At 37.5% G+C, this 16,605-nt stretch carries 16 protein-coding genes; 1 reads left to right on the top strand and 15 read right to left on the bottom strand.

Annotated elements, in window-relative coordinates; translation table 11 throughout:
- Nucleotides 1-9 precede the first annotated feature (9 nt).
- A complete protein-coding gene (locus K5X82_10285; protein QZT35705.1) occupies nt 10-1,056 on the top strand; it encodes a PorP/SprF family type IX secretion system membrane protein in 1,047 nt (348 codons plus the stop codon).
- 280 nt (nt 1,057-1,336) lie between these two features.
- Here K5X82_10285 and K5X82_10280 read toward each other — a convergent pair whose 3' ends face one another.
- The 15 genes from K5X82_10280 to secDF form a co-directional block, all read right to left on the bottom strand.
- Nucleotides 1,337-3,475, bottom strand: coding sequence for a S46 family peptidase (locus K5X82_10280; protein ID QZT35704.1), 2,139 nt, complete (start codon nt 3,473-3,475; stop codon nt 1,337-1,339).
- 100 nt (nt 3,476-3,575) lie between these two features.
- The gene (locus K5X82_10275; GenBank protein ID QZT35703.1) at nt 3,576-4,181 is read right to left on the bottom strand and encodes a ribonuclease HII; all 606 of its coding nucleotides are present in this window, start codon (nt 4,179-4,181) and stop codon (nt 3,576-3,578) included.
- 69 nt (nt 4,182-4,250) lie between these two features.
- Nucleotides 4,251-4,721, bottom strand: coding sequence for a biopolymer transporter ExbD (locus K5X82_10270; protein QZT35702.1), 471 nt, complete (start codon nt 4,719-4,721; stop codon nt 4,251-4,253).
- Nucleotides 4,722-4,723: 2 nt separating this feature from the next.
- Nucleotides 4,724-5,302: a biopolymer transporter ExbD gene (locus K5X82_10265; protein ID QZT35701.1), complete on the bottom strand. Its 579-nt coding sequence runs from the start codon at nt 5,300-5,302 to the stop codon at nt 4,724-4,726.
- Between the two features lie 59 nt (nt 5,303-5,361).
- Nucleotides 5,362-5,832, bottom strand: a complete 471-nt coding sequence (locus K5X82_10260; GenBank protein ID QZT35700.1) for a hypothetical protein — start codon at nt 5,830-5,832, stop codon at nt 5,362-5,364.
- Between the two features lie 24 nt (nt 5,833-5,856).
- Entirely contained in the window at nt 5,857-6,684 is an 828-nt protein-coding gene (locus K5X82_10255) for a MotA/TolQ/ExbB proton channel family protein (GenBank protein ID QZT35699.1), read from the bottom strand.
- A 198-nt stretch (nt 6,685-6,882) separates the two neighbouring features.
- On the bottom strand, nt 6,883-7,914 hold the full coding sequence (locus tag K5X82_10250; GenBank protein ID QZT39117.1) for a type I asparaginase: 1,032 nt from the start codon (nt 7,912-7,914) through the stop codon (nt 6,883-6,885).
- Nucleotides 7,915-7,961: 47 nt separating this feature from the next.
- Nucleotides 7,962-8,732 carry a TatD family hydrolase gene (locus K5X82_10245; GenBank protein QZT35698.1) on the bottom strand — a complete coding sequence of 257 codons (771 nt, stop codon included), beginning with the start codon at nt 8,730-8,732 and terminating at the stop codon, nt 7,962-7,964.
- A 76-nt stretch (nt 8,733-8,808) separates the two neighbouring features.
- A complete protein-coding gene (locus K5X82_10240) occupies nt 8,809-9,990 on the bottom strand; it encodes a DUF4105 domain-containing protein (protein QZT35697.1) in 1,182 nt (393 codons plus the stop codon).
- Between the two features lie 10 nt (nt 9,991-10,000).
- Nucleotides 10,001-10,711 (bottom strand): tRNA1(Val) (adenine(37)-N6)-methyltransferase, encoded by a 711-nt coding sequence (locus K5X82_10235; protein ID QZT35696.1) that lies wholly within the window; start codon nt 10,709-10,711, stop codon nt 10,001-10,003.
- 8 nt (nt 10,712-10,719) lie between these two features.
- A complete protein-coding gene (locus K5X82_10230; protein ID QZT35695.1) occupies nt 10,720-11,481 on the bottom strand; it encodes a TIGR02757 family protein in 762 nt (253 codons plus the stop codon).
- A gap of 10 nt (nt 11,482-11,491) precedes the next feature.
- A complete protein-coding gene (locus K5X82_10225) occupies nt 11,492-12,142 on the bottom strand; it encodes an ABC transporter ATP-binding protein (protein ID QZT39116.1) in 651 nt (216 codons plus the stop codon).
- A gap of 15 nt (nt 12,143-12,157) precedes the next feature.
- Complete coding sequence (locus K5X82_10220) at nt 12,158-13,147, bottom strand: calcium/sodium antiporter (GenBank protein QZT35694.1); 990 nt, start codon at nt 13,145-13,147, stop codon at nt 12,158-12,160.
- On the bottom strand, nt 13,144-13,434 hold the full coding sequence (locus K5X82_10215) for a twin-arginine translocase TatA/TatE family subunit (protein ID QZT35693.1): 291 nt from the start codon (nt 13,432-13,434) through the stop codon (nt 13,144-13,146). The genes K5X82_10220 and K5X82_10215 overlap by 4 nt, the downstream gene beginning before the upstream one ends.
- Nucleotides 13,435-13,551: 117 nt before the next feature.
- Nucleotides 13,552-16,500, bottom strand: a complete 2,949-nt coding sequence (gene secDF / locus K5X82_10210) for a protein translocase subunit SecDF (protein ID QZT35692.1) — start codon at nt 16,498-16,500, stop codon at nt 13,552-13,554.
- Nucleotides 16,501-16,605 lie beyond the last annotated feature (105 nt).

The following is a 16,605-nucleotide window of genomic DNA, read 5'->3' as shown; positions in this document are numbered from 1 at the left end:
ACGCGGAATATGAAAAACTATTTAAAACGCGCGTTCTTGTGTATAACTTTAACGGCAAGCATGCTTGCCGTTAAAGCACAAGAGCCACAATTTTCACAATTCTTTTCTGCTCCAACTTTCATGTCCCCTTCATTGGCAGGATCAACGGGAGGTATGAGAGTCGTAGCTAATTACCGGAATCAATGGCCAGGTATTCCAAACTCATATAATACATTTTCCGCAGCAGGGGATATTTATGTGAATACTCTGAAAAGTGGTTTTGGAGCTATTATATGGAGAGATATTGCAGGAACCACTTCTCTCTCTACTACCCATTTTGGACTACAGTATACCTATCGATTGCAGATATCTGACACATGGACATGGATACCAGGTCTAGAGTTTGGTTTTGAACAAAAGAGTGTCGATGGAACTAAAGCTGTTACAGGTAATGATATTAATAGTGGTGGTGGTACTGGTATAAGTTATTTTGAAAGTGGACAAGCTTCATATCTTGATTTTAAGTTCAGTTCATTCTTCTATAATAGGAAGTTTTGGGGAGGATTTAATCTTTTCCATTTAACTACTCCATCTTATTCATTTGTAGGTCAAAAAAATGAAGTTCCTTTGTATTTCTCTGTTTTTGGTGGAATGAATATTTGGAGACAACCAACGCAAAGACAGACCCTTCCAAGGAGTTTTTGTGTATCTTATAGATATACATATCAAAATGATTTCAATCAATTAGATCTTGGAGGCTACTGGTTTAATCGTAATTTTGAAGTGGGGGCTTGGTGGAGAGGTGTTCCAATATTTAATAATCGAATTGATAAGGTGGTGGACCAATCAGCTGTAATCCTATCTGCAGCAATGATTTTTGGAATATTCAAGATTGGATATAGTTATGATATACCCATCTCAGAGTTAAATGCCACGTCAGCTGGAGCACATGAGATCTCCTTGATTATGGAGTTCGGTGATATTTTCGGTTGTGGAGCAAGATACTTAGACTGTTTTACTAAAAGAGCAGGTTTAAGGTTTAATAAGAAAAGACCTAGAGATTTGAAATTACGATAGTCGTTAAGGTCAACTATTTGAAGGAAGGGTTCGCATTATTTGCGTACCCTTTTTTAATGCCTTACAATAAAATGTACTGCTTTTGACTTTAATTGGCTTAAACGAGCTTAAAAGTGGGTTTAAAAGGATTATTATTGGATTGATTCAGTTGTGTTAGGATGAAAAAACAGTCTATAATAAGAATTAAATCATGAGATATTATTCAGTAAAAAAGTTTAGACATAAGAAAAGGGCTATTGTTTAGAATAGCCCTTTTACATTATCTTTAATGAAGTCGTTATTACTTAACTAATGTCATCTCATTAATTAGGTTTGTAGCTCCTGCATATTTGTCAACAACCCATAGTACAAAACGGATGTCAACACAGATACAACGTTGTAGTTTATGCTCAAATGCAATATCACCACTCATTGCCTCCCAGTTACCATCAAAAGCAGCTCCAATTAGCTCTCCTTTACCGTTGATAACAGGACTTCCTGAATTACCACCAGTAATATCATTGTCAGAGATGAAACAAGTGTGTACTGTTCCATCTTTGTCTGCATACTGTCCAAAATCTTTTGCGTTGTAAAGATCAATCAGACGTTGAGGTGTTTGGAACTCTGGGTTTTTAGGGTCATATTTTTCAATATATCCTTTCAGTGTTGTGAAGTATTCGTAGTGAACTCCATCAGCAGGATCATACCCTTTTACTGTTCCATAGGTAACACGCATTGTCGAGTTCGCATTTGGATAATATTTCTTGTCTGGATTCATCTCAAGTAACCCCTTAACAAAAAGCCTACGCCCTTTGGTTCTCTCATCTACGCTCTCCTTTTGTTGTTTTGCTAATTCACGATACTGTGAAATAACATCTCTAGATAAAGTATATAGGGGATCTTTTTCTAGTTGTTTCTGAGATGGATTTTCAAGGAATGCCTCTAGCTTTGCCTTATTTCCAAACATAGATTTTTTGAAGTACTTGTTTACTCTCTTCTCTAGATCCTTTTTAGATTTTACGTCTAACTCTTCAGGTAAGTATTTTGCATCTACATTTTCTTTCACGATATAACCTAAAGAAGCAAGTAGCTTTGCATCTGTTGCAGCATCATAATCTTTGAAATAATCATCAATAGATTTCTGAATACGTGCAACATTCTTCTTAATCTTTTCCTTATCGTCTTTAGCTAAAGCATCTTCTAAGCGAGTAAAACCATAAGCATAGCCCAATACTTCAGGACCACGAATAAGACCTTCAATGAAATAGCTCTGTGCGATTTGAGCACTGTTATTTTTATAGCTATTTGCAATTAACGAAAGTGCATTGCCATATTCTGCTTTTCTTTCAGAAGAGGCTGCAACCCATTTTGCAAATGCATTCTCAATCTCTTGCTTGTCTTCAACTACATGAAGTTTCTTAAGACCTTTATTTTGTCCAATACTATTCTTCCAGTAGTTTGAAGAACGTGCATATTTTGATGCATATTGAATCTTCGCTTTTTGACTCGTGTTCATGTAATCTTTAAGAATACGCAGCTTTTCAGTTCTTACCTTAACACGAATTGAGTTTGTAACCTCCATGGTGTTCTCTACTCCCCATGAAGTCTTAAAACGATCTGTTGATCCTGGGTATCCCATCACCATGGCGTAATCATCTTTTTCTACTCCTTTTAAAGAGATCGGTAAGAAATGTCTCGGCTTCAAAGGTACGTTCTCTTTAGAGTAGTCTGCAGGAGTTCCATCTGGCGCACAATAAATACGGAACATAGAAAAGTCTCCAGTGTGTCTTGGCCACATCCAGTTGTCTGTATCACCTCCAAATTTACCAATTGACTCTGGTGGTGCTCCTACCAATCTAACATCACGGAAAGTCTCATAAACAAAAAGAAGATATTTATTCCCATCGAACATATTCTTCACTTTTGCTTCGTAGTGAGTATCTTTGATCGCCGCAGTGATAAGATCATTTCCAACCTTTGATATCGCCTTTTGTCTTTCAGATTCGGTCATCTTCTCATTTACCCCTTCTAATACTTTTGAGGTTACATCTTCGATACGAACAAGAAATGAAACACTCTTACTCGGGTTTGGTAGTTCGTCCTCTTTTTTTAATGCCCAAAATCCATCTTTAAGATAATCGTGCTCCACAGAAGAGTGTGCTTGGATCTCACCAAATCCACAGTGGTGGTTAGTCAGAAGAAGCCCTTCGTTGGAGATTAACTCTCCCGTACAACTTCCATGATCTAAAGCAACAATGGCATCCTTTAGACTTGACTTATTGATCGAATAGATATCTTCAGCGGTAAGCTGAAGACCATCTGCTTGCATATCCTTAATGTTAAGTTTGTGGATCAATGATGGTAACCACATCCCTTCATCTGCAAGTAGATTGAATGAAACGGTTACTGCTAAAAACAGTGTTATTAGTGTTCTTTTCATACTTTGTTTATATAAAGAAATAAAATAGTGAATAAACATTTTTAGTCAATAGGTGTAAAGATACAATAGTTTGATTGCTTAACACATGATTTAATTCTATTTAAAATAGTGTTGGCATTTCCAATCCAAGGTTGAATGTCAACCGATGATATTTCGTTACACCATGATCTTTGATTGCTTGTTTGTGTGGTTTTGTGGGGTATCCTTTGTTCTTATCCCATCCATATTGAGGAAACTCTGTGGCTATTTTCTCCATAAATTCATCTCTGTAAGTTTTGGCCAAGATAGATGCAGCAGCAATCGACTTATACTTTGCATCCCCTTTTACTATGGTTGTATGTGGAATGTCTTTATAGGTTTTAAATCTATTTCCATCGATTATTAAGTGTTCAGGTATCTTGTCTAAAGCATCAATAGCACGATGCATTGCAAGAAAGGATGCATTTAATATATTGATTTGATCAATCTCTTTTTCATCGACAACACCTACTGCAAATGCTATTGCATGCTCCTCAATAAAGGGTCTTAATTGCACTCTCTTCTTCTCAGAGAGTTGTTTCGAATCATTTATATCTGGATGTTCAAAGTCGTGTGGAAGAATTACACTTGCAGCAAAAACAGGACCAGCAAGACATCCTCTTCCTGCTTCATCACAACCTGCTTCTAAGATATTGCCCTTAAGAAATGGTAAAAGTTTTTCTCTCATAATGAACACAAAAAAAGGGTTGCGAAAGCAACCCTTATATAATATCGGCATAATGCCACATTTGTACGTTTATCGTTGTACTTTCTTTCTTGCAGAGTAGTTAATGTTCAATGCAGATACTCTACGAAGAGCCTGCTTGATATCAGTAACGATTCCCATTTTAGTGTTTTCATCTACTTTAAGAGATGTAATCATATATGGTACCTCTGCTTCGTCACGTTGCGCACGCTCTGATGTGATATATTCCGCAATCTCTGATGTAGTTGCGAAAGTATCATTCAACTGAATACGTGGCTCTGTACCGAATGACTTTTGGAACTGAGGTAGTGGTTCCCCCACATTGATATAACTTACCAACGACTTTTTCTCTAATTTTGCAAGCTCTGTAGCTTGAGGTACACGAACCTTTACTTTAAGGTCTGTTTCCCTCATACTGGTTGTTACCATGAAAAAGAACAGAAGCATAAATACAATATCAGGAAGTGCTGATGTAGAAATAGGTGGGGTTTCTTTCTTCCCGTCTTTTCTAAATTTTCCCATTATTAATTTCCTCCAACTTTTTTAGGTTCAGCTTCAGAGATCTTTTGTGGCATCAATTTACGAATCGCTTTCTGTTGATCAGTATTAAGATCCTCGTATTTTTTATTCCACTTTCTCTTAGAAATATCATCTCTTAGATCGTTGATCGCACGAACAAGTTCGTTCTGAACAGCAATATAAGTACCATAAGTTGTACCAATGTCATTTCGTAGTGAAATCACACCTTTGGTAACCAATGTTTCACCAAAGAAAGGAACATCCATCATTTTCTTCTCTGGCAAGTGTGATGCATTAGCATCATTTAGCATGAATTCTTGCGTAGCTTCATACAAATCTTCCACACGCATAAGTTCGCCTTCAACTAGTAATTGATCCTTACTATTTACCAAAACCTCAAAGATATTTCGATCCTTAATCTTATTATTGGGATCAATTTGCATATCCTTTGGAGGCATAGGAGGCAACTTACGCCTTAGACCACTATCCACATCCATGGTAGTAGTAACCAAGAAGAAGATAAGCAACATGAAGGCAATATCGGCCAAAGATGATGCATTATATTCTGGTAATTTCTTAGGCATAATTAAATATTTTATCACGAGGTGATATCGAGTACCACCTCGTTAATATGAATCAATTATTAGTTTCTTCTCACCAACTTCAATACTGGAGGTACAATAACTATAGCTACAGCTGCCAATCCCATAAGGATATAAGTTGTATTCAATAGCATATCTGTTCCATGTGATATTGATGCAGTTAATTCTCCGCTAGCAACAAGCTTGTCTGATCCGTGGAAAACCGGTAATGCATCTGATCCCATTGCCCAAGCAATAGCAACAACTGCAATCATAGCAACCAATCCACCAACACTCTTTAAAATAGCATCCTTTCCACTAAGGAAAAGACTACGTATTGAGAATAGTATTGTTGAACAAGAAACGAAGGCTAACAAAGTATATGACCAATTCAAACCAAGAGTGATATATTTATCTCCCTCTGCAGTAATTGGATCTGAAAGATTACTTATTAATAAATACATTATTATACATGAAGTAACCATTAAGACCCAAAGCAAAACTTTTAGAAATGTTGTAACTTTTTTACTCATGGGTAATTTTTTAGATATTATAAATTACTTCTTCAAGTTGTATTTAACTAGGATGTCCATGAATGAGATAGAAGCATCTTCCATATCATTTACTAGACTATCGATTTTTGCAACACAATAGTTGTAAAGAATCTGTAGGATAATTGCAACAACAAGACCAGATACCGTTGTAATAAGTGCTACCTTAATACCACCTGCTACCAATGTAGGAGAGATATCTCCAGCGATCTCAATTGCATCAAATGCAGAAATCATACCAATTACAGTTCCCATGAAACCAAGCATCGGTGCAAGAGCGATAAATAGAGCGATCCAAGAAAGACCTTTTTCTAAAAGACCAGTTTGAACACCACCGTATGAAACAACTGATTTCTCAACAACGTCAAGACCTTCATCATAACGATCTAGTCCTTGATAGAAGATTGCAGCTACAGGACCTTTAGTCTCACGACAAACTTCTTTTGCTTTTTCAACACCACCATTAGCGATAGCCTCTTCAACTTTTGAAAGAAGTTTCTTAGTGTTCGTTGTTGCAAGATTAAGATATAGAATTCTTTCAATTGCAAGAGCAAGACCTAAAATAAGACAGATCAATACTGTCGCCATAAATCCTGGACCCCCTTGGATAAACTTTTGCTTCAATTGGCTGTGCAATGATAGATTTGCTTCAGCTTCTTTTGCAGCATCTTCCATTTGGTCTACACTTGTGTCTGCAACATTTTCAACAGACGTACTTTCTTCTTGAGCCACTTCTGTTTGTGCTGCTTCTGTTTGATCTTGAGATACAGCTACATTAGCTGCTCCAAAACTAAGCATTGCGAAAACTGCGAATAATGCAAATAGCTTTTTCATAACTGGTTTTGAATTTTAATTAACAATTTCTGTATTATTTTCTTTTTGAACTCGATAAATGTTCAATCTTATTAGATTTTTCGGAAGAATCTAACTGTAACTTTTTACGGTAAAATATCTTCCATGAATCATGGACTACTCGAAGTAGCTCATTTTTCAGGGACGCAAATTACAAAAAAAATATGAAAGTCAAACTTTTCAAATACATATTTCACCCCTCATATTTTGATCCAGATGCATTTTTTTTTCTTTTATGCTAAGCTCCTGTCCTAGAAGAAACATAAGTTTAGTTACAGCCGCTTCAATTGTGATGTCATGACCACTTACAACCCCTGCTTTTCTCAGTTCACAACTGGTCTCATATTGGCCCATCATAACTCTTCCTCCCGAACATTGGGTTACATTGAGAAATATAACTCCGTTATCTGAAGCCTCTTTAACTGAGTTTATTAGCCATGGATGAGTTGGGATATTACCAGATCCATATGTTTGTAGAACGACCCCTTTTAAATCTGGAATCGCTAATATCTGCTTAAAAACCTTTTCTTGAATGCCAGGAAACAGTGTAATTACCACGATGTCATCACATAATTTTGTGTTGATGTTAAAAATCCCTTTATTTTTTGAACGATGCAAAAGGTCTTCATTGAATACAATATCTGTACCTGCTTTGGCAAGTCTTGGGAAATTATGTGAAGCAAAAGCACTAAATTGCTCCGAATCTTCTTTTGTCGTTCTATTTCCTCTAAAAAGTCTTGAGCTAAAATAAACGCAGACTTCCTGTACTATTGGAGCTCCGTCTTTCTGTGCTGCAGCGATTTCGATAGCAGTAATTAGGTTCTCTTTACCATCCGTTCTTAACACACCAATGGGTAGTTGTGATCCTGTAAGAATAACTGGTTTACCTAAATTTTCCAGCATAAAGCTTAATGAAGATGCAGTATAAGACATGGTGTCCGTTCCATGAAGAATGACAAAACCATCATAGAGCATATACTTTTTCTTAATAAGCTTTGCTAGTCTTCCCCATAAGATTGGATCCATGTTGGAAGAGTCTATAGGTGGGTTGAATGCATAACTGTCGATGTTAATTCCCATTTTTTTAATCTCAGGGATTTCGTCAGTTAATTGTTCAAATTTCATCGGAACAAGTGCACCTGTTTCACTGCTCTCTTTCATTCCGATAGTTCCCCCTGTATATATAATTAGGACGTTTGCGCTATTCTCCATTGTATTCATCACGGTTTATCTTTTTACAGCCACCCAAAGGTACAGAACTATTTTCCTAAATTGAATAACTTTTTGCAGTTTGCAGTAGTTATTTCGCAAACATCAGCATTAGGAACCTGTTTTAAATCACTTACTTTATCTATTACATAGCTAACATACGACGATTCGTTACGTTTCCCTCTAAATGGGACTGGTGCTAGGTATGGTGCATCGGTCTCAACTACTAGTTTTTCTAGGGGTATCTGTGCCACCAGTTTATCTATACCTGCATTTTTAAAGGTGACAAGACCATTAACCCCAATATAGAAACCTAGTTCCATCGCTTGGTGTGCTTCTTCAATTGTTCCTGTGAAAGAGTGGAACACCCCTTTTAATCCTTTCTTACAGAATGGTGTTACCACATCAAAGATGTCATCGAAAGCATCTCGAATATGAAGTACAGCTGGAAGATCATATTTTAAGCACCAATTGAGTTGATTTTCCAACACAATGATCTGTTCATCCTTGAATGTTTGGTCCCAATAGTAATCTAAACCAATTTCACCAATACCATGGAATTTTCTCTTATTTAGCCAATATTCAATAATTTCCAACTCTTTGTCGTAATCTTCATTTACCGATGTTGGGTGTATCCCTATCAGAGGTACACAGATTTCTGGATATTCGTCGCTGAGACGTAGCATGGCGTTAATTGATGAGCTATCAATATTAGGCAGAATTATCTTCTCTACACCAGCCGTTTTAGCTCGTTGGATAATATCAGAATATTCGTTTTTGAATTCACTCGAATAAATATGTGAATGAGAGTCAATGATCATAGTCTATCGTTAATTTAGACAAAAATATAGATTAGATGATGGTTTTGCGTTACCCGATGGTAAAGAGATTCTTAAATTATTTTGTAATACGACACGAGGCTGTATTCAATCTGTACTCTGTATAGGCTAGTACAGCATAAGTGGAGGCTAATATGTATACAATAATATGCACCTTCTGAACTCCAAAAATAAGTGTTGTAGCACCAAAGATGATGAGTCCAAGGATGTATAATTTTAATATACCATCTTTGAAGCATACATATTTCGAACCTCTGCTCTTTAGAAAAACTAATACCAAGGTCACTGGGGTCAATACCAATATGTTAAGATTGTACCCTGTTAGTGGATGCACCGATACAAAGCACAAGAAACATAGAATCATACCTGCGATTGCATTAACCAGCCAAAATGCTTTTAAAAAGATGGATACCATAGGGTAAAATCGATCTCTAACTGCGTATAATATCATGGCAACCACCAGTAGTATAACAAAGATATATGTTGGATTTGTCTTGTTGCTGGTCTGGTTAATATCTTTCTTTAGAGCGGTATATGTCTCTCCTTGTGTAAGTTTTTGTCCATTCGGGCCGTGAGCATGTGTAAATGCACTCTGTAGATATTCTGGAAGAAACTGAGTCTCTTTCCATGTAGCTGTTTGGTCACATTTTGCACCAAGTGCCAAATAGATTCCCAGGGCATCCCAAGAATAGTATGTCATGTATTGATCTAAAAGCTCTCTGAAGGTAAATGGAGACTCCCCATTATGCTTCCATTCAATGCTGTTAGATAGAGCTGTAGATGTCTGTTCCTCTAATTTTGTAGAGCAATTGTTTCGTAGATAATTATATCTATATACTCTATTCTCTTTTTTTAGATTAACTCTTAGGTTTTCAAAAAGAATATCTTTCTCTTGGGAAGTAAGATGTAGCGTATCTTGATACACTGCCCTCTTATCTCTTCGGTATGCATCAACAAAACGTTCAAAACGGCTATACCCTAATAGATAATCCGTTTCACCAGAGACAAATTTCCATAAGAAGTTAGGCGTATTAAAATTAAAAAGCCCGTAGTTAAATACGATGTCTAGATTGTTCTGCTTGTCTTCATAGCGTAGTGCCGAATGCCCAAATAGTGTATATATTTCATCTCCCGGTTCACAGGTGATTAAATAGAACGTTCGATCAGTAGACGCTTGGCTTTTCTGCCCAAAGCAAAAAAATAGCAGTGTGAAAATAAATATTTTTGCGTATCTGTTCATGGTGATAAGATTACATTTTAAGATAGAATTCTTCTGTTAATGAGATATAGTCATCACTATAAAGGTGGCGATCTTTTTCAATAAAGAGACTCTCCTCTATGATACGCGTTTTCTCATGAAGACAGAATCGAAGCATTACACGTTTGGGGGCACTATCTTGTTTCGGTCTTACATAACAAACCTTGTTTAGGTATAGTTTATTGTGCAGCCCAATATTAATGATGTAATCAATCTGATTAGCTGGTAGGATAACACAGAAAAAACCATTCTCAGAAAGAAGGGTTGCTACGGATTTCATAAGGTCCTCAAACGAAAGTGAGTCAGTATGTCTTGCCCTCTTTCGTAATGGATCGGGAGATGTTGGTCCATTCTGGAAAAAAGGGGGGTTGGATACAATTAAATCAAATGAATGAGAGCTCTTGTACTCCTGAATAGAAGTGTGTACAATAGAGATACGCTCTTTCCATGGGGATTGTGCGATATTGCTCTCTGCCTCTGCTGCTGCAATCGGATCTATTTCAACTCCGGTAATCTCAACGGGATATCTTTGCGCTAACATTAGTGGGGTTAGACCTGAGCCTGAACCAATATCTAAAACACGTTGTGGAGCCGGGTGATCAGACCAAGCTCCAATTAGAACTCCATCTGTCCCCACTTTCATTCCTGATTTCTCATGAACAATAGTGAATTGTTTAAATCTAAAATAGTTGTTTCTTCCCATTCTTTATTCTAAAACTTCTCAAATACCCCTAATCCGAATAGGGCATAATCATATTTTACAGGATCTTCTGCATCTAATTTCTTAAGGTTGTTTGTAAGCTCACTAACAGCCTTCCAATCGTTGGCTTTTCTATCCAACAATCCTAGTTTCCGGCTTACATTCCCAACATGGACATCCAATGGAATACATAGTGATGAGCTAGGTAAATCCCAAAGTCCAAAATCCACACCGAAGCCATCTTCACGAACCATCCACCGTAGGAACATATTGATTCTCTTTGCTGCAGATCCTTTATATGGATTCGCAACATGCTTCTGACTTCTATGTTGCTGTCCTCGGAGAAATGCCTCTCTAAATTTGCCTATGGCACCTTTAATATCATTGGTCTCTTGCAGGCCATCCTTAAACAGTGCCTCCATGCCATTGTGATCACGGTAGATAGATTGAAGTGATGCCATAAAGAAGCATGTGTCTTCAAATTGGAAAGTACGATGTTTAATGTCTCTAAATCGATCTAACTCTTTGGGGCTATGATTCAGAATAAAATCATATGGTGCATAATCCATCTGCTCCATGATCTTTTTACTATTTCGAATAATCGAAATACGTTGCCCCCAAGCTAAAGTTGCAGCGATAAACCCACTAATCTCAATATCCTCTTTTTTAGAGAACATATGAGGAATCTGAATGGGGTCTGTCTCAATAAACTCCGGAGCATTAAATTGATGATATTTATGATCTAATAGATCTTTTAGTGTCTCTTTATCCATCTGCTCTCCTTTACTCCATTATTCCATCTTTTATGGTCAACATGCGATCCGTATATTGGGCAAATGTCTTATCATGGGTGACAATAACAAATGTTTGGTTGTATTTCTCTCTAAGTTTATAGATCAATTCATACAACTCCTCTTTGTTATTTGTATCAAGGCTACCCGAAGGTTCATCAGCTAGAATGATACTAGGGTTATTGATAAGTGCACGTGCCACGGCAACACGCTGTCTCTCTCCTCCAGATAACTCGTTCGGCTTGTGATGAATCCTATCTTTTAGTGATAGTAGTTCAAGCAACTCTAAAGCATGAGCTTCTACCTCTTTGGCATCTCTGTTGGCGATCCATCCAGGTATACATATATTCTCTAATGCAGTAAATTCAGGAAGAAGATGATGGAACTGAAAAACAAAGCCAATATTTTTGTTCCTAAATTGAGATAATTTCTTCTCGCTTAGTTTAGAAATATCTTGTCCATTCATCCATATCTCTCCGCTATCCGATTCGGTCAATGTTCCTAAAACTTGTAATAGCGTCGTTTTTCCTGCACCACTTGCCCCAACGATTGAAATAACTTCTCCTTGCGCGACTTCTAATGAAACCCCTTTGAGAACATGTAGTTCATCATAAGACTTATGAATGTTTGTTGCTTTTAGAATCATAGTTAATCAAGTTTATAGGATAGAGAATACATAAGTAGCATAGGCTGTAATTAGGATAATTCCTTCCCAGCGGCGAAGAATACCTCCTTTAAGGTTCGTCGCAGCCATCATATATTTCCCCTCTTTCAGATAGCGTCTGTTTTGGCTTACTGGATATATGAACACCACCAATAAAATGGTAATTCCTAACATCCACATGAAGTCATAGTGAAACTTATTCAATGCAACATGAATTGGTTTGATCATTGATGTGATACCTACCACACCGAGAAGATTGAATATATTCGATCCAATAATATTTCCGACACTAATATCTGTCTCGCCTTTTAGGGCTGCCATGATAGATGCCGTTAGCTCAGGAAGACTCGTTCCAATGGCTATGATCGTTACCGAAATAACTCTTTCGGAGATCCCCATTCCTTTGGCAATCGTACTGGCTCCTTCAATCAGATGGTTTGAACCATAAGCCAAACCTAAACATGAAAGAACGATAATTAATATAGATTTCCATACTGGATATTTGGCCTCAATGAACTCTGTAGCCTCTTTACTTTTACGTGATGAGACAATTGAAAGGATAATAAACCCAAACATTCCTGCGGTAAGTATTGCTCCATCAAGGGTCGAAATCTCCATGTCTCTACCTAACAGTAAAAAGACTACCGTCGCAGCTAAAAGCGTAGGCCATCCAACTTTTAATGTGTCTAGCTTGACAGGTATAGCTATGATTATAGCTGTTGCACCAAGAACCAGTGCTATATTTGAGATGTTTGACCCCACAACATTACCGATAGCCATCTCTGTGTGGCCCATCATTGCAGATTTCAAACTTACGATCAACTCTGGAGCAGAGGTCCCCATAGCTACTACCGTAGATCCAACCACTAAGGTTGAAATACGAAACTTTCTTGCCAACTCAACGCCACCTTTAACTAAATAGTCGCCGCTGAGAATCAAAATCACCATTCCGATGATCAATTGAAGATAAGGATTGTCTATCATTTGGTATTTAAATGATCATTAATTTCAGATTCACTTTTTCGTACTTCCTTCTCAATATCTCGTCCTCCCTCTTCAAGTACATTGCGAGTTCGTTTTACCTCATCCTGGATATCTCCAGTATGCTCATCAAACTCTTTCTTTATATCGTTCGTTGCCTTCTTGAACTCTCTCATTGCTTTTCCTGCCGATCGTGCTAATCCAGGAATGCTGTCTGCCCCAAAAAATAGCAATGCGATTAAAAATACTACCGCAAGCTCTGTGCCACTGATAAATAATATTGTAGTCATATGTGCTATATCTTCCTATTAGATGATAACAAAGAAACAAAAAATCCCGATTGTTTTCACAATCGGGACTGTTTTATCATCTTAAATAAGATCTGCTTTGGTTAATTACCTACAGATTTATTTTTTTGAGCTCATCGCTTTTTTACGAGTATCATATGCAACTGGTGTCGCAATGAAAATCGAAGAATAAGTACCCACAACCACACCAATTAATAGTGCCAATGTGAATCCTTTGATTGATGTACCTCCGAATAGGAAGATCGCTAGCAATACAACAAATGTAGATAGTGAAGTACTGAATGTACGACGCAATGTACTACTCAATGCTGAATCGATAATCTCTTCACGATTTCTCTTTGGATGTAGTCCAATGTACTCACGCAAACGGTCAAATACAACCACTGTATCATTAATAGAGTAACCTACTACTGTTAGAATCGCAGCAATAAATGCTTGGTCGATATCTAATGAGAATGGTAGAAGTCCATCAAAGATAGAGAAGAATCCAAGTACGATCAATGAGTCATGGGCCAATGCAGCTACTGCACCTAGTCCATATTGCCACTCGCTGAATCGGATTAGGATATATAAGAAGATAATGATTAATGAGAAGAAGATAGAGATCAATGCATCTTTCTTGATATCATCAGAAATCGTTGGTCCAACTTTTTGTGAACTAACACGATCCACTTTTAAGAAGTGATCTTTTGTTGGAGCTTTTGCGAAGAATCCTTTACAACCTTCGTATAGTTTTGATTCGATCTGCTCATCAACAGTGATACCATCTTCATCAATACGGTAGTCTGTAGTAATACGAACTTGGTTATCATCACCGAAAGTTTTTACTTCAGGAGCACCGTCAAACTCTTTTGCAAGAGATTTAGCAACACCTTCTACTTTAACTGGCTGATCAAAACGAACAACATAAGTACGTCCCCCTTGGAAGTCAATACTATAGTTCAAACCTTTTGTCATTAGAGAAACGATAGATGCTAGAATAAGTACTCCAGACACCATGTAAGCTACTTTTCTCTTCTCAATAAACTTGATGTTGACATTTGTTAACCACGTTGCAGTCATTGACGTTACGAAAGTAATATTCTTTCCTTTGTCAAGGCGACGCTCAATGATCAAGCGAGTGATAAAGATACCACACCACATTGAAGTGATAATACCAATAATCAATGTGGTTGCAAAACCTTTAATTGGTCCTGATCCAAAATAGAATAATACAATACCAGTTAGCAATGTTGTAATCTGTCCATCGATAATCGCAGACAATGCACTCTTATAACCATCTGTTACTGCCAAACGTAATCCTTTACCACTACGTAGCTCTTCTTGTATGCGCTCATAGATAAGCACGTTGGCATCCACTGACATACCAATCGTAAGTACGATACCGGCAATACCAGGAAGTGTCAATACTGCTTTGAAACAAGCTAGAATTCCAACTACGAAGAACAAGTTTGTGATCAATGCGATATCCGCAACAACCCCTGCTCCTGTACTATAGAAGAAGATCATGTAAACCAAGATCAAGATAAATGCAATCACAAACGAGTAAAAACCTGCTTGAATAGACTCTTGACCTAGTGTTGGACCTACCATCTCCTCTTGAACAATATGCGCTGGAGCTGGAAGTTTACCTGATTTCAACATGTTCGCCAAATCCTTCGCCTCTTCAATAGAGAAGTTTCCAGTAATTTGTGAACGACCACCTTCAATTGCATTTTGTACGTTTGGTGCACTCTGTACATATCCATCAAGTACAATTGCAATCGAATTGTTTATATTTTCACGAGTTAGACGTGACCACGCTTTTGCACCTTCTGCATTCATGGCCATGGATACTTCACTCGTTGCTTTGTTCTGTCCAAACTCTTGACGAGCATCTATCACAACATCTCCTGAAAGTGCTGCACTACCATCACGGTTAGTCACTTTCAATGCATACATTTGGTAAATACTACCACCTTTTTCAGTTGGTTGTGCTCCCCAAGCCAATCTCATCGTTGTTGGGATCATGCTCTTTATCGATGGCATTGCCAAGATCTTATTGATCTGTGCAGTGTCTCTTACGTGAGCCATACCTACAATTGGACCAGGATATGCCTGTCCTGTTTGTGAAATCATTGGGTTTAGAATACGGAAAAGTGGAGCACGTTTTGCCATGTCTTCCATATCCGTCTGTGTAGAGTCATTTTTCAATGCTTCTACAAGATCACCCTCTTTTGTCTCTTTCTTCTCTTCTGCTTTCGCTTCCTTTTCCTCTTTTGGTGCATTCGCCTCGTTGTACTCATACAAACGTTGGTTCAATTGACCTAAGATAGGTGCTACTTCTGCATTAGCATAAGTTTCCCAGAACTCCAATTTAGCAGTACCTTGAAGAAGTTTACGAACACGTTCAGGATCTTTGATACCTGGTAGCTCTACAAGAATACGACCTTTAGTTTGTAGTTGTTGGATATTTGGCTGTGCTACACCAAAACGGTCGATACGTGAACGTAGAATGTTGAATGAGTTAGAGATAGCATTATCTGTCTCTTCATCAATAACTTTAATAACTTGTTCATTGGTGTCATTAAACTTCACTTTATCACGCAATTCCATTGTGCTAAAGATAGGGGCCAATTTTTTCCCTGGCGCTACTTCGTTAAAAGCTCTTCCGAAAAGTGTAACGAAGTCGTCTTGGCTATCTTTCTGATCTGCAACGGCTTTATCCATGGCAGCAATGAAATCTTTGTTGCTGCTATTGTTAGATAAAGATTTTACGATTTCAGGTACCGATACCTCAAGTGTAACATTCATTCCACCTTTCAAGTCAAGACCAAGATTAATCTCTTGCTCTTTTACCTCTTTGTAAGTGAAGTTCTTGAACCCTAAGTTATATACTGGCTGTCCCGAGATCGAATCTAGATAGAATCTCTCTTTCGTTACATCCCCATTCGCATAGTCTCTCGCGTCATTCTCGACCTGCTTAGCTCTGAACGTAAAGCTCAGCTGGTACAGACAAACTAAAGCCACAAGAATTGTAAAAAGCTTTATTGCTCCTTTGTTCTGCATTGGATCTGGATTTAATTTTGTATTATCTAATTGTTTTCTTTCTATATTCTTTACGTTGAACGCAAATATATCTAAATTTTTCGTATTACCATCTTTAATATATTA

The organism is Prolixibacteraceae bacterium, from assembly GCA_019856515.1.
Classification (GTDB): domain Bacteria; phylum Bacteroidota; class Bacteroidia; order Bacteroidales; family Prolixibacteraceae; genus Halosquirtibacter; species Halosquirtibacter xylanolyticus.
Note: the sequence above shows the minus strand (reverse complement) of the source record. Positions and strands in the feature narration are given on the sequence as shown.